Here is an 18,501-nt window from a genome sequence, read left to right as displayed (position 1 = left end):
CGGCGCCATGATATCATTGCGACATCATCCTGTTACGATCGAAGAGAATCCCTGCATGAAGGTGGCTGTCCGGACGACAGAGCGCATTGTTGTCTGCAAGCGAGTCATGCTGGCAGGCATTCTCTGTTTGCTCAGTGGCCTCGTTTTCGCGCAAGCGCAAACGCCCCCCGGCATGGCCGATCAACGCGCCAAAGCCGTCACGCAGGTTGTACTCGGCATACTCAGTTATGCCCGCTGGCCTGTTGAGCCGGCACAACTGCGACTGTGCATATTGGGCTCCACCGAATACACCGACGATCTGGTCAAAGGCACGACCCAGGCCACCGGCCGTCCCGTCACCGTGCGCCGGTTGCTGGCCGCCAATCGATCCATTGTCGGCGAATGCGACGCGGTGTACATCGGCAAACTGACCAGCGAAGTACGCAGCCGGCTATTTGCTTCGCTGGCGGGGCGTCCGGTGCTGAGCATCAGCGAAAGCGACGACCAATGCACCGTCGGCAGCCTGTTCTGCCTGCGGGTCAGCGATGAGCAGGTGTCCTTTGAGGTCAACCTCGATTCCGTCGCCCGCAGCGGCGTGAAAATTCACCCCAGCGTACTGCAACTGTCCCGCCGCAAGCCGGCGGCACCATGAAGTTATTCAAACCGGATAGCCGTCCGACCTTGCGTTCGGTCATCGGACGCGGTCATTTGATCGTCGCGTTGGTGGGCGTGGCCATGGCCAGTGTCTCGCTGACGCTGCTCGGCGTGTTGGCTTTGCGGGTCTATGCCGACCACAACCTGCACCTGATTGCACGCTCCATCAACTACACCGTGGAAGCAGCGGTGGTGTTCAACGACAAGGCGGCCGCCACCGAAGCGCTGGCATTGATTGCGTCCACCGAAGAAGTGGCCGATGCCCAGGTGCTGGACGAGCAAGGCAAGTTGTTGGCGCGTTGGCAGCGGCCGGAAACAGGATTGTTCTCGGACCTCGAAATGCAGATGGCCAAAGCGATTCTGGAAAAACCGATCAGCATGCCGATTGTCCATGAGGGCCAGGAAATCGGCAGCATCCAGCTCATTGGTCACGGTGGCAGCCTGATGCGTTTTTTGCTCAGTGGCCTGGTGGGTATCGTTCTGTGCACCGCTGTCAGTGCCTGGGTGGCGATTTATCTCGCGCGCCGACAACTTCGCGGGATCACCGGCCCCCTGCGCAGACTGGCTTCCGTAGCTCACGCCGCACGTAGCGAGCGGACCTTCGATCGGCGTGTGCCACCGGCCGCCATCGCCGAGCTCGACAACCTGGGTAACGACTTTAATGCCTTGCTTGCTGAACTCGAAACCTGGCAGACCCACCTGCAAAGCGAAAACGAAATCCTGGCTCACAAGGCCAGCCATGACAGCCTCACTGGCTTGCCGAACCGGGCGTTTTTCGAAGGCCGGTTGATCCGTTCACTGCGCAACGCCAACAAGTTCAACGAACGCGTGGCAGTGCTGTTTCTCGACAGTGACCGGTTCAAGGACATCAACGATAACTTCGGTCACGCCGCCGGCGATGCGGTGCTGGTGGCAGTGGCCAATCGGGTTCGCGCGCAGTTGCGCGCTGACGATCTGGTGGCGCGCCTGGGGGGCGACGAGTTTGCCGTCCTGCTGACCCCGCTGCACAAGACTGAAGACGCCGAGCGGATCGCCGAAAAAATCCTGGCGAGCATGGAAATGCCGATCCCGTTGCCGGGGACTTGCCAGGTGTTGACTTCTCTCAGTATTGGCATTGCCGTGTACCCCGAACATGGGGTGACACCGGGGACGCTGCTCAACGCGGCCGATGCGGCGATGTACCAAGCCAAGCGCTTCGCCAGAGGTGCACAGCACACGTCAGGGGCGGAGCACCCTGTCGCCGATGTTCAAACCAGTAGCTAATGCCGGTGTTCTCACTCCCCCTGCGATTTTCACGATCACCCTGTTCATGGCGGTGCTGGCGTTGTCCGGCTGCCAGACGGCGCCGCAAAAAGGCCTGACCCCTGCGCAGGTCGCGGTGCTCAAACAGCAGGGTTTCGAGTTGACCGACGAGGGCTGGGCGTTTGGCCTGTCCGGCAAAGTGTTGTTCGGCAGTGACGTTGAAATTCTGAATCCGCAGAGCACCGAGATCGTCGAGCGCATTGGCAAGGCGTTGCCGGGCGTCGGGATCGAGCGGGTGCGGGTCGATGGTCACACCGACGCGTCGGGCAAGGAACCGTATAACGAACAGCTGTCCCTGCGCCGTGCGAAAAGCGTCGGCAACGTGCTGACCGCGGTCGGCATGAAAGAACAAAACATCCAGCTGCGCGGCCTCGGCAGCAGTCAGCCCGTTACCTCCAACGACACCGCAGCCGGCCGAACCGAGAACCGCCGGGTGTCGATCGTGGTTAGCGCCGGTTAATCGGCGAACAATATGCTCTGTCTACGTTTTACTTGATGGCTGGGATAGTCGGTGACGCTACGCTACAACACCAATAAACATATCAAGGTTACTGGGTATGGCTTCGTTGATGGCAGCACCGATTTGACTTATTTGTTCAGGTGTCAGTGGTAGCTCCCCATCGGCCTCTGCGGCGAGACTTTTCCAGCCCAGTATTTTCATAACTTTATGTTCGAATTCGGGCGCAACGTCCAGCTCATATTTCAATGAGCTATCTTCGGCGCTGTCAGGTAAAAAACCAGTGATGCATAGGTACATAGGCTGCATCGTCATTTTATGCAAGGACGCTGATGCAAATATCAAGGTCGCTTGGTATGGACCGACCGAGCACCTTTTCAATTTGCCTAACTTGCGCCGCTGTTAAATCTACAACGCCATGCCTCACGCCGTCTGCGAGGGAATTCCATCCCACCAGATCCAGCACGGCTTGATTAAACTCAGGTAAGACGTCCAGCTCAAACTGGAGGAACTCATCCGGGTGACCATCTGGAAAGAAGCCTTCAACACATAAATACATAACTACCCCCTATCTTCACTTCGGTGTTGTCCTGCCGGGTTTGGCGGGCTTTGTTTGCGCCCCCGTTTCAGGGTTGAACTCCCCTAAATGCTTACCTTGCTTGTCATACATTTCCACCGCGCCGTGCTGGGTATCCCATTCATAAATTCTTCCCGAGCTATCGACCCAGCGGTGTCTTTTGCCGCCTCCACCTTGGACTGACGATTTTCGTTTTGCACGTGCTGCATCTGGAAACGCTGTCAGTCCTTTAGGCGCTGGATGATACCGATGGTCCCCCATCACGCTCAGCGAAATATAAATCGGCTGAATAGCGGTGTCGGGGAACCAGATTAGCGCGTCGTGGTAGTCCGGTGGATAGACAGGGTTGATGAGTATCTTGTCTGCCTGGTCGGTTGGCGGGTACACCCAGGATCCTGGCTTCAGCGTGACGCCTTCGAGTGCAGGAATGCCCAGTATTTCGTCGGGATTGGCTGCCGGAGTCCAGATGACCTCGATGCCGTTCGCGAGGTCAGCCACCATTTGTTCGCCACGCATTTTTGCTGCGATTACGGGTACCGTCTGCCACTCCCTTTTTGTTCCGGTATAAAACCCGTACACACTTATAGAGCCGTCTGGCAGATATTTCACATTGACCCGCGCCCGAGTGTTTCCAGTGCTCAACTGGGCGTATTGCTCGGATTTATAGAAGGCACTGTCAGGGGAGGTAGTGTCAGGCATCAGCAGCGCAGCGAAGCCTACCGCCGCTGGCGCAGCGACAGTCGCAGAAACACTGCTTATCCCCAGTGCCAAGGTCCCGCGAAGATGACTCGCAAGAGCCGCTGCACTTGCGGAACCACCGATCCATTGCAGCGGAGTACCGCCGGCCGCTACGGCAATGCCTGTGCCCAGTACTGCAAAGTTGCCGTATTGGTTCAGGGATTCGAGTGGTACAAATCCACCTGGATTGCTGTGATTAATTACCCCATCCGGCAGTGTGCAGGACTTGGCGAAGACGCAACCCTTGAACAGGGGCCTCGGTCTTTTATTCGGAAGAGGTGGATCTGCTGTAGGTGGTGGCTCCTTGGCGGCCCGTCTCCGTTTAGCCTGTAAAAGCGCATCGAGTCGTTCTTTTTCCTTAAGATTTTTTTCGTAGCACACACTGCAATGGTGCCCGGTACATTTCCCTTCGGCCATGCAACTACATCATCCTGAAAGTTGGCCGCGCAGCCTACAACGCGACTATGCATGGGCGATGTAGGCCCTTTCTGAAAATGCTCTAAGGAGTCAGTTTTTTGTACAACTCCCTCAGTGTCGAGAGATGATTGTTTCTTGCAGGTCTACACATCAGCAAATTTTAGTTCCCGCGTTTCACCCATCAACAAACCCTGATTCTGCTCAGTGACCGCACGGATGTAATCCCACAACAGGGTGATCCGCTTCAGCTTCCTCAAATCCTCCCGACAGTACATCCAGAACTGCCGGGTGATATTGATCTCTTCCGGCAACACCGGCAGCAATCGCGGATCCTGCGCGGCGAGGAAGCACGGCAGAATCGCCAGCGACCGGCCTTGCTGCGCTGCCACGAACTGCGCGATCACGCTGGTGCTGCGCAGATTGGCACTCGCGCCGGGCAGCACGTTTGCCAGGTACAGCAGCTCCGAGCTGAATGCCAGGTCGTCGACATAACTGATGAATGAGTGCTTGCCCAAGTCTGCCGGGCGGCGGATGGGCGGGTGTTTGTCCAGATAGTCCTGGGTCGCGTACAGCTGCAATTTGTAGTCGCAGAGTTTGCAGCAGACGTACGGGCCGTGTTCCGGACGCTCCAGGGCAATGACGATGTCTGCCTCGCGCTTGGACAGGCTGATGAAGTGCGGCAGTGGCAGGATGTCCACCGAGATCGCCGGGTAGGCGTCGACGAAATGGCTCAGTTGCGGGGTGATGAAAAAGCTGCCGAACCCTTCCGTGCAGCCCATGCGTACGTGACCGGACAGCGCCACGCCGGAACCTGAAACCTGCTCGCAGGCCATGTGCAGTGTGCTTTCGATCGACTCGGCGTAACCGAGCAATCGCTGACCTTCGGCGGTCAGGACGAAACCGCTGGTCCGGGATTTCTCGAACAGCAATGTGCCCAGTGCCGCTTCCAGCGAACTGATGCGCCGCGACACGGTGGTGTAGTCCACTGCGAGGCGCTTGGCCGCGGTGCTGGCCTTGCGGGTGCGGGCGACTTCGAGGAAAAACTTGAGGTCATCCCAGTTCAGCGAACCTAAGGACGTGATGTTTTTTTGCATGATGGACCGGCTTATATGTGCGTTCTTATTAGAAGTTTGCACATCTATACTCCAAAAACAGTCCGACAACCAATTCGCGACACACGCCTCAGCTCAAGGCGACTTTCTCGCCTTGGCTCCTTAGATAGCTCTCTAAACAAGAACAATGTCCCGGAGACCATCATGAACGCATCGCTCACGCCAAACGAAACCACTGTGCAAAAGGTCAAGCTGTTGATCGACGGCGAGTGGGTCGAGTCCCAGACCACCGAATGGCACGACATCGTTAACCCGGCGACCCAGCAAGTGCTGGCCAAGGTTCCGTTCGCAACCGCGCAGGAAGTCGACGCCGCGATCAGCGCCGCCCATCGCGCCTTCCAGACCTGGAAGCTGACCCCGATCGGTGCGCGCATGCGCATCATGCTCAAGCTCCAGGCGTTGATTCGCGAGCACTCCAAACGCATCGCCGTGGTGCTCAGCAACGAGCAGGGCAAAACCATTGCCGATGCTGAAGGCGATATTTTCCGTGGCCTGGAAGTGGTCGAACACGCGTGCTCCATTGGCAGCCTGCAAATGGGCGAATTCGCCGAGAACGTCGCGGGCGGCGTCGATACCTACACCCTGCGTCAGCCGATCGGCGTCTGCGCCGGCATCACCCCGTTCAACTTCCCGGCGATGATTCCGCTGTGGATGTTCCCGATGGCTATCGCCTGCGGCAACACCTTCGTGCTCAAGCCGTCCGAACAGGACCCGATGTCGACCATGCTGCTGGTGGAACTGGCGATCGAGGCCGGTGTTCCGGCGGGCGTGCTTAACGTCGTTCATGGCGGCAAGGACGTGGTGGACGCGCTCTGCACTCATAAAGACATCAAGGCTGTGTCCTTCGTCGGTTCGACCGCCGTCGGTACTCACGTCTACGACCTGGCCGGCAAGCACGGCAAGCGCGTGCAATCGATGATGGGCGCGAAAAACCACGCCGTGGTGCTGCCGGATGCCAATCGCGAACAGGCGCTGAATGCGCTGGTCGGTGCCGGTTTCGGTGCGGCCGGTCAGCGTTGCATGGCCACGTCCGTGGTTGTGCTGGTGGGCGCGGCCAAGCAATGGCTGCCAGACCTGAAAGCGCTGGCGCAGAAGCTCAAAGTGAACGCCGGCAGCGAGCCGGGCACTGACGTTGGGCCAGTGATTTCCAAGCGCGCCAAGGCACGGATTCTCGATCTGATCGAAAGCGGCATCAAGGAAGGCGCCAAGCTTGAGCTGGACGGTCGCGACATCACCGTTCCTGGCTTCGAGAAGGGCAACTTTGTCGGCCCGACCCTGTTCTCCGGCGTGACCCCCGAGATGCAGATCTACACCCAGGAAATCTTCGGCCCGGTGCTGGTGGTGCTGGAAGTGAATACGCTCGACGAAGCCATCGCACTGGTCAACGCCAACCCGTTCGGCAACGGCACCGGCCTGTTCACCCAGAGCGGTGCGGCGGCGCGCAAATTCCAGAACGAAATCGACGTCGGCCAGGTCGGCATCAACATCCCGATTCCGGTGCCGGTCCCGTTCTTCAGCTTCACTGGTTCGCGCGGTTCCAAACTCGGCGACCTCGGCCCGTATGGCAAGCAAGTGGTGCAGTTCTACACTCAGACCAAGACCGTCACCAGTCGCTGGTTCGATGACGACAGCGTCAACGACGGTGTGAACACCACCATCCACTTGCGTTAAGGAGCCGGACATGAAAATCGCTTTTATCGGTCTCGGCAATATGGGCGCGCCGATGGCGCGCAACCTGATCAAGGCCGGCCACGTGTTGCGACTGGTTGATCTGAACAAAACCGTTCTGGCCGAGCTGGAGCAACTGGGCGGCAGCATCAGCGCGACGGCCCGTGAAGCGGCTCAAGGCGCAGAACTGGTGATCACCATGCTGCCCGCCGCGGTGCACGTGCGCAGCGTGTGGCTGGGTGAAGACGGCGTGCTGGCGGGGATCGCCAAAGGCGTGCCGGCGGTTGATTGCAGCACCATCGACCCGCAGACGGCGCGCGATGTGGCAGTTGCGGCAGCCAGGCAAGGCGTGGCCATGGCGGATGCGCCGGTGTCGGGTGGCACTGGCGGCGCAGCGGCGGGAACCCTGACCTTCATGGTCGGCGCCACGCCGGAACTGTTCGCCAACCTGCAACCGGTGCTGGCGCAGATGGGCCGCAACATCGTCCATTGTGGTGAAGTCGGCACCGGGCAAATCGCCAAGATCTGCAACAACCTGCTGCTGGCGATCTCCATGGTCGGCGTCAGCGAAGCCATGGCGCTCGGTGATGCTCTGGGGATCGACACCACCGTGCTCGCCGGCATCATCAACAGTTCCACCGGTCGTTGCTGGAGTTCGGAAATGTACAACCCGTGGCCGGGCATCGTCGAAACGGCGCCGGCCTCGCGCGGCTATACCGGCGGTTTCGGTGCCGAACTGATGCTCAAGGATCTGGGGCTGGCCACGGAAGCGGCACGTCAGGCGCACCAACCGGTGGTGCTCGGCGCGGTGGCCCAGCAGTTGTATCAGGCGATGAGCCAGCGCGGGGAAGGTGGCAAGGACTTTTCGGCGATCATCAATAGCTATCGCAAACCGCAATAGAGAAGGGGGGGGATCAGGCTTTTGTGGCGAGGGAGCTTGCTCCCGCTGGTTCGCGAAGCGGACCCAAACCCGGCGAGCGCGGTGTTACAGGTCAAACGCGGTTGCTGATTTTGCGGCTGCTTCGCAGCCGAGCGGGAGCAAGCTCCCTCGCCACAGGTTTGGTGCTGCTCCGAAAAGTATTTTTGACCGGGAAATCACGTCGGGTGATCTCCCGGTTTTTTTGCATCAGGCAAACACGAAATATTTGCGCACGGTTTCAACCACTTCCCACGTGCCTTTCATCCCCGGCTCAATGACGAAAATATCACCGGCACGCAGATGGATCGGCTCCTTTCCTTCCGGGGTGATGATGCAGTAACCCTCGCGGAAATCGCAGTATTCCCACTTCACGTATTCCACATACCACTTGCCCGGCGTGCAGATCCAGGTGCCCATGATCTTGCTGCCGTCTTCGCTGGTGTAGGCGTTGAGGTTGACGGTGTGCGGATCGCCTTCGAGTTTTTCCCATTTGCAGGCGTCGAGCACCGGCAGTGGGTGAGTGTCGCGAAGAACGGTTATCGGTGCGGACATGATGACTCCGAGCGTGAGGGAGAACTGAAGTCGCACCCTATAGGGCTTGGTGCGACATCAGTTGTCTGTGCTCGACATCGGGGTGTCCAGAAACGCTCGGTCACTGACGCAAGCCATAAAAAAAACGCCCCGGTATTCATGGAATGCCGGGGCGTTTTTTTATTCAGTGTTTATTGAGCCACTGGCAGGTTTCGGTGCCTGGCCATGCGCAACCGGTAGCAACCGTAGATCACCAACACCCACACCGGCATGGCATACACCGAGGCACGCACCGGCGGAATCATCCAGATGACGCAGATGATCACGGCCATGAACGCCAGGCACAGGTAATTGGTGTACGGCGACCAGAAGGCCTTGAAGCCGGGCACGATGCCGCGCTGTACCATGGCCTTGCGAAACTTGAGGTGCGTCAGGCTGATCAGCGCCCAGTTGATCATCAGGGACGCAACCACCAGGGCGAACAACAACTCAAGCGCTTCTTGCGGAGCGACGTAGTTGACCAGCACGGCCAACATCGTGATCAGCGCCGAGACGCCCAGCGCCAGCAACGGTACGCCCTGCTTGTTCAGCTTCATCAAAACCTTTGGCGCATCGCCTTGTTCGGCCAGGCCGAAGAGCATGCGGCTGTTGCAGTAGACGCCGCTGTTGTAAACCGACAGCGCCGCGGTGAGCACCACGAAGTTGAGGATCTGCGCGGCGGTGTCGCTGCCGATCAAGGCGAAAATCTGCACGAACGGGCTGCCGCTGTAGGTATCGCCCGAGGCGCCCAGGGTCTGCAGCAGTTGATCCCAGGGATACAGCGACAGCAACACAGTGAGCGCGCCAACGTAGAAAATCAGCACCCGGTAAACCACCTGATTGATGGCCTTGGGAATGACCTTTCTCGGCTCGCTGGCTTCAGCCGCGGTGATGCCGACCAGTTCCAGACCGCCGAAGGAAAACAGGATGAACGCCATCGCCATCAGCAAACCGTTGGTGCCGTTGGGGAAGAAACCGCCATGGCTCCACAGGTTACTCACGGACGCTTGCGGGCCGCCGGTGCCGCTGAACAGCATGTAGCAGCCGAGGAGGATCATGCCGATGATGGCCACGACCTTGATGATCGCGAACCAGAATTCCATCTCGCCGAAGACTTTGACGTTCAGTGTATTGATCAGGTTGACCAGCACGAAGAACACCGCCGCGCTGACCCAGGTCGGCACCTCCGGCCACCAGAACTGCACGTACTTGCCGACGGCCGTCAGCTCGGCCATGCCCACCAGCACATACAGCACCCAGTAGTTCCAGCCGGACAGGAAACCGGCAAAACCGCCCCAGTAGTTGTGCGCGAAGTGGCTGAAAGAGCCGGCCACCGGTTCTTCGACAATCATCTCACCGAGTTGGCGCATGATCAGGAAAGCGATGAGTCCGGCAATCGCGTAGCCGAGGATCATCGACGGTCCAGCGGACTTGAGCACTCCGGCGGAGCCCAGGAACAGCCCCGTACCAATGGCTCCGCCCAATGCGATCAGTTGAATGTGCCGATTTTTCAACCCCCGCTTGAGCGTTACCTGTTGCAAGATTTCATCCGCCATCTGGTTCCCTTTTGGTTGTTGTGGTCAGGCTTGATTTGAAAGCGCAGATATTACTCTGCGCGGCCTTCGTCATACAGGTGCCTGTGGGGCCAAACACTGGTTTTCATGGGCTCCCGGTCCGGTTTGCAGCGCGCAACGCGTCGAGCAGGGCTCTGGCATAACCGGGCAGGCCAGTGAATGAGCGGGCGCACAGCAACAATTTGCGCTGGGCCCAGTCTTCCTTCAGGGCGAAGATCTTGAACGGTTGATCGACGGCCCGGCGCTGGATCGCCGCCAGCGGCACAATCGCCAGCCCTGCGCCGCGAGCGACCATGCGCATCACCCCGTCGAAACCTTCCGCGCGGATGCGGATTTGCAGGCGCATCCCCGCGTGCAATGCCTGTTCTTCGAGGTACACCGCCAGTGCGCTATTGGCGCTCAGGCCAACGTAATCGTGATGCAGGGTGTCGATGAAACCGGGTGTCGCGCCGTTCGCCAGGGGATGGTCGGGCGGCACGATCAGCACCAGCGGATCATCGCGAAAGGGCAGGGTTTCGAGGGCGTGGGTGTCCACGGCGTCGGAGACGATGCCAAGGTCTGCAGCGCCCTGACGCAGGGCGTGAGTGATACGGGCGCTGGGCAACTCCTGCAGATCAATGTCGAGGTTGGGATGACGGCACAGGAAGTCCGCCAGCACTTCCGGCAGGTGCTCGGTGATCGCTGTGGTGTTGCATAACAAGCGCACCTGACCTTTGACGCCTTTGGCATATTCGGCCAGGTCCTGCTGCATGCGTTCGGCATGTTGCAGCAAGAGCCTGGCGTGTTGCGCCAGGGCTTTTCCGGCAGGCGTGGGGGTGACGCCGCGACGACCGCGTTCGAGAAAATCAATGCCCAGAGATGATTCCATCGCGCGGATTCGCGCGCTCGCTGCCGCCAGGGATAAATGGCTGCGAGCGGCGCCGGCGGTGATGTTGCCGGTGTCGAGGATGTTCAGGTAGAGGCGCAGGTCGGTCAGGTCGAAGTGCATTACAGCAACCTCAGAATATGTGTTGCCTGGAAGGGCGCTTTCGCGAGCAGGCTCGCTCCCACATTTGAAATGCATTCCCCTGTGGGAGCGAGCCTGCTCGCGAAGGCGTCAGTCAAAATGACGAATATATCAGCCTCTTCCTGAGCAAGAGGCACCCTCAGTATATGGCAGATTTTCACGCAGCCATTCCGGGCTCAGGATAAGCCCATGAATACACTCGCCGCGTTCTACCAAAACCTCGGTCTGACCCTTTCCCTGATGGTCATCGCCACCTTCCTGCTGGCCGGAATGATCAAAGGTGTCATCGGCCTCGGCCTGCCAACCATCGCCATGGGCCTGCTCGGTCTGGCTATGGCGCCGTCGCAGGCTGCGGCGTTGCTGATTATTCCCGCGACCCTGACCAACGTCTGGCAACTGGCCTTCGGTGGGCATTTGCAGGGGCTGGTCAAACGGCTGTGGCCGATGTTGCTGGCGATCTTCATCGGCACTGGCGCTGGCACGTTGTGGATCGGCATGGCCGGCGGTCATTGGGTGGTGCGGGGATTGGGCGCGGCGTTGCTGCTCTACGCGCTGAGCGGGTTGTTCCTGCCGATCATGCGCGTCAGTCGTGGCACCGAACGCTGGCTCGGCCCGCTGTGCGGCGTGCTGACGGGTGTCATCACCTCGGCCACCGGCGTCTTCGTGATTCCGGCGGTGCCGTACCTGCAAGCACTGGGTTTGAACAAGGATGAACTGGTGCAGGCGCTAGGCCTGTCGTTCACCGTGTCGACCCTCGCACTCGCCGCCGGCCTGTTATGGCGCGGGGCGCTGGGCGGGGACGAGTTGAACGCGTCATTGCTGGCGCTGATCCCGGCGGTGCTCGGCATGTTGCTCGGGCAATGGCTGCGTCAGCGGATCAGCGCCGTGCTGTTCAAGCGCGTGTTCTTCATCGGCCTCGGCGTACTCGGCGGCCATTTGCTGATCAGCGGGTAGCGGACGACGGGCTGAGCATGTCGATCGCGCGGATCTCGAAATCCTGCTCCAGATAGGCTTCGCGCTGTTCGAGAAACTGCTTCATGTGCGGCAGATTCGAGTGCACGTCGAGATGCGCCAGGGATTGCCAGATCTCGAAGAAGATAAACAGTGTCGGGTCCTGTTTGTCGCGCAGCATGTGGTACTCGATGCAGCCGGGCTCGGCACGACTTGCCTCCACATAGCCGCGGAAGAACGCTTCGAAGGCGTCAGATTTTTCCGGGCGGGTCTTGGCGTGCAGGATGAAGCCTTGCATTTCACTCATTAGAAGTCTCCTCAAGTTCAGAATCGGCGCCAGTTTATGGCAACAATCGCCTATTGATTCGTGCGTATGGGTCAAATGAATTTTGTGAATTCAGGGCTTATTCCGCGCGGGGCCGGTCGCTAACCTGCCGCCATCCAATTTCTGATCCTTTCGAGATTTCTCATGAAAAAAGTCCTGTTGCTCAATGGCGGCAAAAAGTTTGCGCACTCCGATGGCCGCTACAACTCCACCCTGCATGAAGCCGCGCTGAGCGTGCTGGATCGCGGCGGTGTTGACGTGAAAGCCACCTTCATCGACGAGGGTTACGACGTCGCCGAAGAAGTCGCCAAATTCCTCTGGGCCGACGTGATCATTTATCAGATGCCCGGTTGGTGGATGGGCGCGCCGTGGACGGTGAAAAAGTACATCGACGAAGTCTTCACCGAAGGCCACGGCAGCCTCTACGCCAGCGACGGTCGCACCCGTTCCGACGCCTCGCAAAAGTACGGCAGCGGTGGCCTGGTGCAGGGCAAGCAATACATGCTGTCGCTGACCTGGAACGCGCCGCAGCAAGCCTTCGACGACCCGACCGACTTCTTCGAAGCCAAGGGCGTGGACGCGGTGTACTTCCCGTTCCACAAGGCCAACGAGTTTCTCGGCATGACCGGTTTGCCGACGTTCCTGTGCGTTGACGTGATGAAGCGCCCGAACATCGAAGCCGATGTGGCGCGCTATGAACAGCATCTGGCCGAGGTGTTTGGCCTCAAGGCTTGATGCTCGGCTACTATCGATGTCTTGAGCGGACGCTGATTTGTGGCGAGGGAGCTTGCTCCCGCTCGGCGGCGAAGCCGTCGTGATTCAGCCGACGCGATCTGCCAGAACTACCGCGTTCGCTGGTTTTGGGTCCGCTTCGCGCACCAGCGGGAGCAAGCTCCCTCGCCACAGGTTTCCTCTGCACAGTGAAATGGCGCAGGACTATCGATAAGGGACACACGTGAAAGCCAGATCCGATGAGTTGCAGATTTTCGTCTGCGTGATTGAGTGCGGGTCGATTTCGGCGGCGGCCGAGCAGGTCGGGCAGACGCCTTCGGCGGTCAGCCGCACGCTGTCGCGGCTGGAGGCGAAACTCGATACCACGCTGATCAACCGCACCACGCGACGCATGGACCTGACCGAGGAGGGCAAGTATTTCTTCGAGCACGCCAAGCTGATTCTCGATCAGATGGACGAGCTCGAAGAGCGCCTGTCCTCACGCCAGCAAACCCCGTCCGGGCGCTTGCGGATCAACGCTGCCTCGCCGTTCATGCTGCACGCCATCGTGCCGTACATCGACGAGTTCCGCCGGCTCTACCCGGACATCCAGCTCGAACTCAACAGCAACGACCTGATCATCGACCTGCTCGAACAGAGCACCGACATCGCCATCCGCATCGGCACGCTGGCCGACTCGACCCTGCACGCCCGTTCGCTGGGTTGCAGCCCGCTGCACATCGTCGCCAGCCCGGCCTACCTTGAGCAACACGGCACACCGAAGGTGGTCGAGGATCTGAGCGGGCACGCGCTGCTGGGCTTTACCCATAACGAAGGCCTCAACCAATGGCCGTTGCGTTATGTGCATGGCGATCGCTGGCCGATTCAGGCGTCGATCAGCGCGTCCAGCGGCGAGACGATCAGGCACCTGGCGCTGGAAGGTCAGGGCATTGCCAGCCTGTCGCATTTCATGACTATCGAAGACATCCGCGCCGGACGCTTGAAGGTGCTGCTGGCGGATTTCAACAGCGGCTATCGCCAGCCGATCAACGCGGTGTACTACCGCAACTCACAACTGGCCCTGCGGATTCAGTGCTTCCTGGACTTCATCCAGGGCAAGTTGGCGGTTTACGCGAACCCGGATTTCAAGGGCTGATTCATGATCCCTGCGCAAGAGTGAATTGGGTCAACGGGGATTTTTCGTCAGTGACGACTGCTTGATACTCGTTGCATCACTTATTCACGCAGGGAGTTTCTCCATGAACGTATTCGTTACCGGCGCTGCCGGTTTTATCGGCGGCTCCATCGCTACCGGCCTGGTCCGCGCTGGCCACACGGTCACCGGACTGGTGCGCAGCACCGAACAAGCCAATGAATTGAGCGCTTTGGGCATCACCCCGGTCATCGGCACTCTTGACGACAGCGCACTACTGGCCGAGCAGGCCCGCACTGCCGACGCCGTGATCAACGCCGCCAGCAGCGACCATCGCGGTGCGGTGCAAGCCTTGCTCAATGCCTTGCGCGGTTCCGACAAAGTGTTCCTGCACACTAGCGGTTCGAGCATCGTCGGCGATGCGTCGGGCGGCAAGTCCAGTGACGTCGTCTATGACGACGACAGTCTGCCGGAGCCGACGGCAGACAAGGCTGCGCGTGTGGCCATCGACAACCTTATCCTCGCCGCTGCGAAAGACGGGGTGAACTCGGCCGTGATCTGCAACACCCTGATCTACGGCCACAGCCTGGGCGTCAAGCGTGACAGCGTGCAATTGCCGCGCTTGCTGAAACAGGCGCGCAAAAGTGGCGTGGTTCGTCATGTCGGTAGCGGCCAGAACATCTGGTCCAACGTGCACATCGAAGACGTGGTGTCCCTGTACCTGCTGGCGCTGGGCAAAAACGTACCGGGCACGTTCTACTTCGTCGAAAGCGGTGAAGCATCGTTCATCGAAATGACCACGGCGATTGCCCAGGCGTTGAATTTGGGTGAGCTGCAGGATTGGCCGTTGAAAGACGCCGAAGCCGAGTGGGGTTATGAAATGGCCAACTATGGTTTGGGCTCCAACAGCCGGGTGCGCGGCAAGCATGCGCGGGAGTTGTTGGGGTGGGTGCCGAAGCGGACGTCGGTGGTTGAGTGGATTCGGGACGAGATGGTTTGAGTCCACCTTAGACCGCGTCATCGTTCATCGCGGGCAAGCCACGCTCCCACAGGTTATGTGTCGTTCGACAATTTCGTGAACGACACAAAACCTGTGGGAGCGGGCTTGCTCGCGAAGGCATTTTCAGCAGCCCGACAACTGGCCCGGTTGCCCTCAATTCCGTACCATCCGCCCCCCTCTTTCCCTGCTGTGTCCGGTCCCCCATGAAAGCAAAACGTCTGCGCGCCGATGTCCTGGCCGGACTCACCACCTCGTTCGCCCTGTTGCCCGAATGCATCGCCTTTGCGCTGGTCGCCCATCTCAATCCATTGATGGGGCTTTACGGCGCGTAGTCGGCGTTCTACGGGCAGATCGTCGGCGATATCGAGTCCACATTGCGCCAGCATCTGTCGGCGTTCGACGAGTTGCGCTTCGCCGACGCGGTGAAGTTGCTGGGCAAGGCGCGGATGATTCATGCGTTCGGCATGGGCGGTTGCTCGACCTTGTGCAGCGATGAACTGCAGGTGCGGCTGGTGCGATTCGGCTACCCGATTTCGGTGTGCCACGACCCGGTGATGATGCGTGTCACTGCCGCTAGCCTCGGCTCCGAACACGCGGTGATCGTTTGCTCGCTGACCGGCATTACCCCTGAGTTAATCGAAGCCATCGAACTGGCACGCAGCTACGGCGCACGCATTCTCGCCATCACCCGGGCCGACTCGCCGCTGGCGCAATTGGCCGATGTGCTGCTGCCGCTGCAAGGCGTCGAAACCTCGTTCATCTACAAACCCACGGCGGCACGCTACGGCATGCTGCTGGCCATCGACGTGCTTGCCACCGAGCTGGCGCTGGCCAATCCTGAAGACAATCAAGAGCGTCTGCGGCGGATCAAACTCGCCCTCGACGATTACCGCGGCGGCGACGATCACTTGCCGCTGGGAGACTGACATGATGTACGACACGCTGATTCGCAACGCCCTGATCATCGACGGCAGTAACGCCCCCGGTTATCGCGCCGACGTGGCGATTCTGGACGGCCGCATCGAGCGCATCGGCGACTTGCACGACGCCACCGCCACCGAAGAAATCGACGCTGCCGGCCGAGTGCTGGCGCCGGGTTTCATCGACGTGCACACCCACGACGACACGGTGGTGATCCGCCAGCCGCAGATGCTGCCCAAGCTCAGCCAGGGCGTGACCACCGTCATTGTCGGCAACTGCGGGATCAGCGCTTCGCCGGTGAGTTTGAAAGGTGATCCGCCGGACCCGATGAACCTGCTCGGCACCTCGGCGGCCTTTGTTTATCCGACATTCAGCGACTATCGCGCGGCGGTCGAAGCGGCGAACACCACGCTGAACGTCGCCGCACTGGTGGGCCACACCGCGTTGCGCAGCAATCATCTCGACGACCTGTTCCGCACGGCCACGCCGGATGAAATCAGCGCGATGCGCGAGCAACTGCGCGAGAGCCTTGAAGCCGGCGCCTTGGGTTTATCCACCGGCCTGGCGTACGCCAGCGCCTTCTCGGCTTCCACCGATGAAGTGATGCAACTGACCGAAGAACTGGCGGCATTCGGCGCGGTGTACTACGGAATGGATGAGAACGACGTACGAAGCATCCTCGCGCACCCGCTGTCGATGAACGGCTCTGATGGCTTGCCCGAAGACCCGTTTCCGCATCCACGTTTGTGGGGCGCATTCCCACGGGTGCTCGGACATTTCAGTCGCGACGTCGGGCTGTTTCCGCTGCACACGGCGGTGCACAAAATGACCGGGCTGTCCGCGGCGCGATTCGGTTTGAAGGACCGGGGTGAGATTCGTGAAGGACATTGGGCGGACCTGGTGTTGTTCGATCCGGTGACCATTCGCGATGTCGCGGACTTCAATGATCCGCAACGGGCGGCGGAAGGTATCGACGGGGTGTGGGTCAACGGTGTGTTGAGTTACAGCGACGGGCAGGCGAACGGAAAAAGGGAAGGGCGGTTTCTGGCGCGGGAAGGGGATTTGCGCGCAGGTTTTCATTGATCGTAAAGATCGCAGCCTGCGGCAGCTCCTACGTTGAAATGCGTACCCCGTAGGAGCTGCCGCAGGCTGCGATCTTTTGAACTGCGTCACAGTGATGGCACATTGCAATTAAAGAAAGCCATCAGCAGGCCGAAGCGCTGACACCAGCCCAGCTACACTCTGGGCCTTTCCAGTCTGGGAGCAACTTCATGAGCTTCGGAAAAACCACCCCGATTCTGCGGATTTTCGACGAAAACAAGGCCGTGGAGTTCTACGTCGACTTCCTGGGTTTCAAGATCGACTGGCAGCATCGTTTCGAGCCGGATTTTCCGCTGTACTTGCAGGTCTCTCGCGGCGAATGCGTGCTGCATCTGTCCGAACACCATGGCGACAGCACGCCGGGTTCGGCATTGCGCATCGAGACGGATGAGCTGGAGGCGTTTCAGCAGCAACTGCTGGCTAAGGAATACACGTTCTCGCACCCGCAGATTCAGGCGATGCCGTGGGGTAGTCAGGACATGACGATTGCAGACCCGTTCGGGAATCGGTTGGTGTTTACCAATGCGATTAGTGCTTGAAGCCGCTCGGCGGCTTCGTGGTTATTAGTGATGAGAGGTGTGTTAGCCTCAATCAATGATTTCATTGATTGCAGGAGGCGTCATGGCCAGCATCACAATTCGAAACCTCGACGATCAGGTTAAAGAACAACTGCGCATCGCAGCAGCCCACAACGGGCATTCGATGGAAGAAGAGGCTCGCCTGATTTTAGGTAGAGCCTTGTCTACCGTTGATCGCGCTGGAGGGCTTGGAAGCCGGATTCGTAAAAGATTTAGCGCTACCGGTGGGGTTGAACTCGATCTTCCTTCGCGTCACGAGAAAGCAACCGCGGTGGATTTCTCCGAATGATAGTGCTCGATACCAATGTTCTTTCGGAGTTCATGCGCGTCGAGCCCGACTTAAAAGTGCTGGCCTGGGTCGATGCACAACCGTCGATGGATCTGGCAATCAGCGCTATCACCGTGGCAGAAATTCTTCACGGCATTGCGCGGCTTCCCTTTGGCAAGCGCAAGCAGAAACTTGAAGCCCATGCGATGGCGATGTTCGAAGAGGATTTTGCCGGAAGGATTTTACCTTTTGATGCCCACGCCGCCGTTGAGTACGCGACGCTTGTTGCTGGCGCGGAAGCCAATGGTCGAGCGGCGTCGATGGCTGATGCGCAAATTGCCGCAATCTGCCGAAGCCATGGTGCTCCGATTGCGACCCGCAATGTTCGGGACTTCGAATTTTCCGGAGTTGAAGTGATCAATCCGTGGGGGGCCTGATTCCGTTGGTGACGGCAACGTTGATCGCTCCCACATCCTGAAATACAGCCCGTGACGCTCCGCGTCACATGCCGAAGCAGACG

Annotated in this window: 21 protein-coding genes and 2 pseudogenes; 15 read left to right on the top strand and 8 right to left on the bottom strand. The window is 59.5% G+C overall.

Annotated elements, in window-relative coordinates; translation table 11 throughout:
* Positions 1 to 55 precede the first annotated feature (55 nt).
* The 3 genes from ACYZTL_RS12050 to ACYZTL_RS12040 are packed head-to-tail and all read left to right on the top strand — an operon-like array spanning position 56 to position 2,395.
* Positions 56 to 631 (top strand): YfiR family protein, encoded by a 576-nt coding sequence (locus ACYZTL_RS12050; protein WP_461951973.1) that lies wholly within the window; start codon positions 56 to 58, stop codon positions 629 to 631.
* A complete protein-coding gene (locus ACYZTL_RS12045) occupies positions 628 to 1,896 on the top strand; it encodes a diguanylate cyclase domain-containing protein (protein ID WP_461951972.1) in 1,269 nt (422 codons plus the stop codon). Before ACYZTL_RS12050 ends, ACYZTL_RS12045 begins: the two co-directional genes overlap by 4 nt.
* Positions 1,877 to 2,395, top strand: coding sequence for an OmpA family protein (locus tag ACYZTL_RS12040; RefSeq protein WP_461951971.1), 519 nt, complete (start codon positions 1,877 to 1,879; stop codon positions 2,393 to 2,395). The genes ACYZTL_RS12045 and ACYZTL_RS12040 overlap by 20 nt, the downstream gene beginning before the upstream one ends.
* A 57-nt stretch (positions 2,396 to 2,452) precedes the next feature.
* Here the strand turns inward: ACYZTL_RS12040 and ACYZTL_RS12035 are convergent, their stop codons facing one another.
* The 4 genes from ACYZTL_RS12035 to ACYZTL_RS12020 form a co-directional block, all read right to left on the bottom strand.
* On the bottom strand, positions 2,453 to 2,692 hold the full coding sequence (locus ACYZTL_RS12035; RefSeq protein ID WP_461951970.1) for a pyocin S6 family toxin immunity protein: 240 nt from the start codon (positions 2,690 to 2,692) through the stop codon (positions 2,453 to 2,455).
* Positions 2,693 to 2,708: 16 nt separating this feature from the next.
* Positions 2,709 to 2,951 carry a pyocin S6 family toxin immunity protein gene (locus tag ACYZTL_RS12030; RefSeq protein ID WP_461951969.1) on the bottom strand — a complete coding sequence of 81 codons (243 nt, stop codon included), beginning with the start codon at positions 2,949 to 2,951 and terminating at the stop codon, positions 2,709 to 2,711.
* A gap of 15 nt (positions 2,952 to 2,966) precedes the next feature.
* Positions 2,967 to 4,124, bottom strand: a complete 1,158-nt coding sequence (locus ACYZTL_RS12025) for a colicin E3/pyocin S6 family cytotoxin (protein ID WP_461951968.1) — start codon at positions 4,122 to 4,124, stop codon at positions 2,967 to 2,969.
* A 143-nt stretch (positions 4,125 to 4,267) separates the two neighbouring features.
* Positions 4,268 to 5,218, bottom strand: a complete 951-nt coding sequence (locus ACYZTL_RS12020) for a LysR family transcriptional regulator (protein ID WP_461951967.1) — start codon at positions 5,216 to 5,218, stop codon at positions 4,268 to 4,270.
* 162 nt (positions 5,219 to 5,380) lie between these two features.
* Here ACYZTL_RS12020 and ACYZTL_RS12015 point away from each other — a divergent pair, with 162 nt between their 5' ends.
* Both ACYZTL_RS12015 and mmsB read left to right on the top strand, forming a co-directional pair.
* Complete coding sequence (locus tag ACYZTL_RS12015) at positions 5,381 to 6,907, top strand: CoA-acylating methylmalonate-semialdehyde dehydrogenase (RefSeq protein WP_461951966.1); 1,527 nt, start codon at positions 5,381 to 5,383, stop codon at positions 6,905 to 6,907.
* Positions 6,908 to 6,917: 10 nt separating this feature from the next.
* On the top strand, positions 6,918 to 7,805 hold the full coding sequence (gene mmsB, locus ACYZTL_RS12010) for a 3-hydroxyisobutyrate dehydrogenase (RefSeq protein ID WP_461951965.1): 888 nt from the start codon (positions 6,918 to 6,920) through the stop codon (positions 7,803 to 7,805).
* A gap of 225 nt (positions 7,806 to 8,030) precedes the next feature.
* Here the strand turns inward: mmsB and ACYZTL_RS12005 are convergent, their stop codons facing one another.
* From ACYZTL_RS12005 to ACYZTL_RS11995, 3 genes are all read right to left on the bottom strand, one after another.
* On the bottom strand, positions 8,031 to 8,375 hold the full coding sequence (locus tag ACYZTL_RS12005; RefSeq protein ID WP_008024653.1) for a cupin domain-containing protein: 345 nt from the start codon (positions 8,373 to 8,375) through the stop codon (positions 8,031 to 8,033).
* Positions 8,376 to 8,545: 170 nt separating this feature from the next.
* A complete protein-coding gene (locus ACYZTL_RS12000; protein WP_461951964.1) occupies positions 8,546 to 9,949 on the bottom strand; it encodes an amino acid permease in 1,404 nt (467 codons plus the stop codon).
* Between the two features lie 103 nt (positions 9,950 to 10,052).
* The gene (locus ACYZTL_RS11995; RefSeq protein ID WP_461951963.1) at positions 10,053 to 10,955 is read right to left on the bottom strand and encodes a LysR substrate-binding domain-containing protein; all 903 of its coding nucleotides are present in this window, start codon (positions 10,953 to 10,955) and stop codon (positions 10,053 to 10,055) included.
* A gap of 207 nt (positions 10,956 to 11,162) precedes the next feature.
* Between ACYZTL_RS11995 and ACYZTL_RS11990 the strand changes: the two genes are divergently transcribed.
* Positions 11,163 to 11,927, top strand: a complete 765-nt coding sequence (locus ACYZTL_RS11990; RefSeq protein WP_461951962.1) for a sulfite exporter TauE/SafE family protein — start codon at positions 11,163 to 11,165, stop codon at positions 11,925 to 11,927.
* Here ACYZTL_RS11990 and ACYZTL_RS11985 read toward each other — a convergent pair.
* A complete protein-coding gene (locus tag ACYZTL_RS11985; RefSeq protein ID WP_461951961.1) occupies positions 11,917 to 12,231 on the bottom strand; it encodes a putative quinol monooxygenase in 315 nt (104 codons plus the stop codon). The two genes, ACYZTL_RS11990 and ACYZTL_RS11985, sit on opposite strands and share 11 nt — an antisense overlap.
* 162 nt (positions 12,232 to 12,393) lie before the next feature.
* Here ACYZTL_RS11985 and ACYZTL_RS11980 point away from each other — a divergent pair, with 162 nt between their 5' ends.
* From ACYZTL_RS11980 to ACYZTL_RS11940, 9 genes and pseudogenes are all read left to right on the top strand, one after another.
* Complete coding sequence (locus tag ACYZTL_RS11980; RefSeq protein ID WP_461951960.1) at positions 12,394 to 12,984, top strand: NAD(P)H-dependent oxidoreductase; 591 nt, start codon at positions 12,394 to 12,396, stop codon at positions 12,982 to 12,984.
* 220 nt (positions 12,985 to 13,204) lie between these two features.
* Complete coding sequence (locus tag ACYZTL_RS11975; RefSeq protein ID WP_461951959.1) at positions 13,205 to 14,116, top strand: LysR family transcriptional regulator; 912 nt, start codon at positions 13,205 to 13,207, stop codon at positions 14,114 to 14,116.
* Positions 14,117 to 14,219: 103 nt separating this feature from the next.
* Positions 14,220 to 15,113 carry an NAD-dependent epimerase/dehydratase family protein gene (locus ACYZTL_RS11970; protein ID WP_461951958.1) on the top strand — a complete coding sequence of 298 codons (894 nt, stop codon included), beginning with the start codon at positions 14,220 to 14,222 and terminating at the stop codon, positions 15,111 to 15,113.
* A gap of 203 nt (positions 15,114 to 15,316) precedes the next feature.
* Positions 15,317 to 15,442, top strand: a pseudogene (locus ACYZTL_RS11965) (SulP family inorganic anion transporter); the annotation flags it as partial.
* A gap of 3 nt (positions 15,443 to 15,445) precedes the next feature.
* Positions 15,446 to 16,039, top strand: a pseudogene (locus ACYZTL_RS11960) (MurR/RpiR family transcriptional regulator); the annotation flags it as partial.
* A 1-nt stretch (position 16,040) separates the two neighbouring features.
* Positions 16,041 to 17,117, top strand: a complete 1,077-nt coding sequence (locus tag ACYZTL_RS11955; protein ID WP_461951957.1) for a D-aminoacylase — start codon at positions 16,041 to 16,043, stop codon at positions 17,115 to 17,117.
* Between the two features lie 188 nt (positions 17,118 to 17,305).
* Positions 17,306 to 17,674 carry a glyoxalase superfamily protein gene (locus ACYZTL_RS11950; protein ID WP_461951956.1) on the top strand — a complete coding sequence of 123 codons (369 nt, stop codon included), beginning with the start codon at positions 17,306 to 17,308 and terminating at the stop codon, positions 17,672 to 17,674.
* Between the two features lie 82 nt (positions 17,675 to 17,756).
* Entirely contained in the window at positions 17,757 to 18,002 is a 246-nt protein-coding gene (locus ACYZTL_RS11945; RefSeq protein ID WP_461951955.1) for a FitA-like ribbon-helix-helix domain-containing protein, read from the top strand.
* Positions 17,999 to 18,418 carry a PIN domain-containing protein gene (locus tag ACYZTL_RS11940; RefSeq protein ID WP_461951954.1) on the top strand — a complete coding sequence of 140 codons (420 nt, stop codon included), beginning with the start codon at positions 17,999 to 18,001 and terminating at the stop codon, positions 18,416 to 18,418. Before ACYZTL_RS11945 ends, ACYZTL_RS11940 begins: the two co-directional genes overlap by 4 nt.
* The last annotated feature ends 83 nt before the right edge of the window (positions 18,419 to 18,501 follow it).

The sequence above is a fragment of the Pseudomonas sp. LB3P81 genome, assembly GCF_054897965.1.
Note: the sequence above shows the minus strand (reverse complement) of the source record. Positions and strands in the feature narration are given on the sequence as shown.

What these genes read in the sequence shown, in the direction of transcription:
- ACYZTL_RS12050 (WP_461951973.1), top strand. Translation starts at nt 56, where the DNA reads ATGAAGGTGGCTGTCCGGACGACAGAGCGCATTGTTGTCTGCAAGCGA.
- ACYZTL_RS12045 (WP_461951972.1), top strand. Translation starts at nt 628, where the DNA reads ATGAAGTTATTCAAACCGGATAGCCGTCCGACCTTGCGTTCGGTCATC.
- ACYZTL_RS12040 (WP_461951971.1), top strand. Translation starts at nt 1,877, where the DNA reads ATGTTCAAACCAGTAGCTAATGCCGGTGTTCTCACTCCCCCTGCGATT.
- ACYZTL_RS12035 (WP_461951970.1), bottom strand. Translation starts at nt 2,692, where the DNA reads ATGTACCTATGCATCACTGGTTTTTTACCTGACAGCGCCGAAGATAGC.
- ACYZTL_RS12030 (WP_461951969.1), bottom strand. Translation starts at nt 2,951, where the DNA reads ATGTATTTATGTGTTGAAGGCTTCTTTCCAGATGGTCACCCGGATGAG.
- ACYZTL_RS12025 (WP_461951968.1), bottom strand. Translation starts at nt 4,124, where the DNA reads ATGGCCGAAGGGAAATGTACCGGGCACCATTGCAGTGTGTGCTACGAA.
- ACYZTL_RS12020 (WP_461951967.1), bottom strand. Translation starts at nt 5,218, where the DNA reads ATGCAAAAAAACATCACGTCCTTAGGTTCGCTGAACTGGGATGACCTC.
- ACYZTL_RS12015 (WP_461951966.1), top strand. Translation starts at nt 5,381, where the DNA reads ATGAACGCATCGCTCACGCCAAACGAAACCACTGTGCAAAAGGTCAAG.
- mmsB (WP_461951965.1), top strand. Translation starts at nt 6,918, where the DNA reads ATGAAAATCGCTTTTATCGGTCTCGGCAATATGGGCGCGCCGATGGCG.
- ACYZTL_RS12005 (WP_008024653.1), bottom strand. Translation starts at nt 8,375, where the DNA reads ATGTCCGCACCGATAACCGTTCTTCGCGACACTCACCCACTGCCGGTG.
- ACYZTL_RS12000 (WP_461951964.1), bottom strand. Translation starts at nt 9,949, where the DNA reads ATGGCGGATGAAATCTTGCAACAGGTAACGCTCAAGCGGGGGTTGAAA.
- ACYZTL_RS11995 (WP_461951963.1), bottom strand. Translation starts at nt 10,955, where the DNA reads ATGCACTTCGACCTGACCGACCTGCGCCTCTACCTGAACATCCTCGAC.
- ACYZTL_RS11990 (WP_461951962.1), top strand. Translation starts at nt 11,163, where the DNA reads ATGAATACACTCGCCGCGTTCTACCAAAACCTCGGTCTGACCCTTTCC.
- ACYZTL_RS11985 (WP_461951961.1), bottom strand. Translation starts at nt 12,231, where the DNA reads ATGAGTGAAATGCAAGGCTTCATCCTGCACGCCAAGACCCGCCCGGAA.
- ACYZTL_RS11980 (WP_461951960.1), top strand. Translation starts at nt 12,394, where the DNA reads ATGAAAAAAGTCCTGTTGCTCAATGGCGGCAAAAAGTTTGCGCACTCC.
- ACYZTL_RS11970 (WP_461951958.1), top strand. Translation starts at nt 14,220, where the DNA reads ATGAACGTATTCGTTACCGGCGCTGCCGGTTTTATCGGCGGCTCCATC.
- ACYZTL_RS11955 (WP_461951957.1), top strand. Translation starts at nt 16,041, where the DNA reads ATGATGTACGACACGCTGATTCGCAACGCCCTGATCATCGACGGCAGT.
- ACYZTL_RS11950 (WP_461951956.1), top strand. Translation starts at nt 17,306, where the DNA reads ATGAGCTTCGGAAAAACCACCCCGATTCTGCGGATTTTCGACGAAAAC.
- ACYZTL_RS11945 (WP_461951955.1), top strand. Translation starts at nt 17,757, where the DNA reads ATGGCCAGCATCACAATTCGAAACCTCGACGATCAGGTTAAAGAACAA.
- ACYZTL_RS11940 (WP_461951954.1), top strand. Translation starts at nt 17,999, where the DNA reads ATGATAGTGCTCGATACCAATGTTCTTTCGGAGTTCATGCGCGTCGAG.